Here is a 268-nt window from a genome sequence, read left to right as displayed (position 1 = left end):
ACATTGTCGCTGGTATTAATGGTCAGGTTGCCGTCACTTAACAGGCTACCACCCTGGTTATCCAGAGCACTGTTTACCTGAATATTTCCTTTGGTATACAGCTGGCTGTTGTTAACAAAGGTGCCGCTGCTTGCGCCCAGCTCCATGCCTTGCGCGGCATACAGCGAACCTGCACCATTAATGCTATTTTGGAGTTTCGCTGTACCGGCACTGGCAATACTACCGTTTGCATTCTGGATTGAACCGTTGCTCCCCAGCACTAAGTCAC

1 protein-coding gene is annotated in these 268 nt (G+C 50.0%); it reads right to left on the bottom strand.

The window, feature by feature from the left end; genetic code table 11:
- On the bottom strand, nucleotides 1-268 hold a 268-nt coding region (locus SB749_RS19630; RefSeq protein WP_410711782.1), incomplete at both ends, for a hypothetical protein.

The organism is Brevibacterium sp. SIMBA_078, assembly GCF_046534565.1.
Taxonomy (GTDB): Bacteria; Actinomycetota; Actinomycetes; order Actinomycetales; family Brevibacteriaceae; genus Brevibacterium.
The sequence above is the reverse complement of the archived record's forward strand: the minus strand, read 5'-3'. Positions and strand labels throughout refer to the sequence as shown.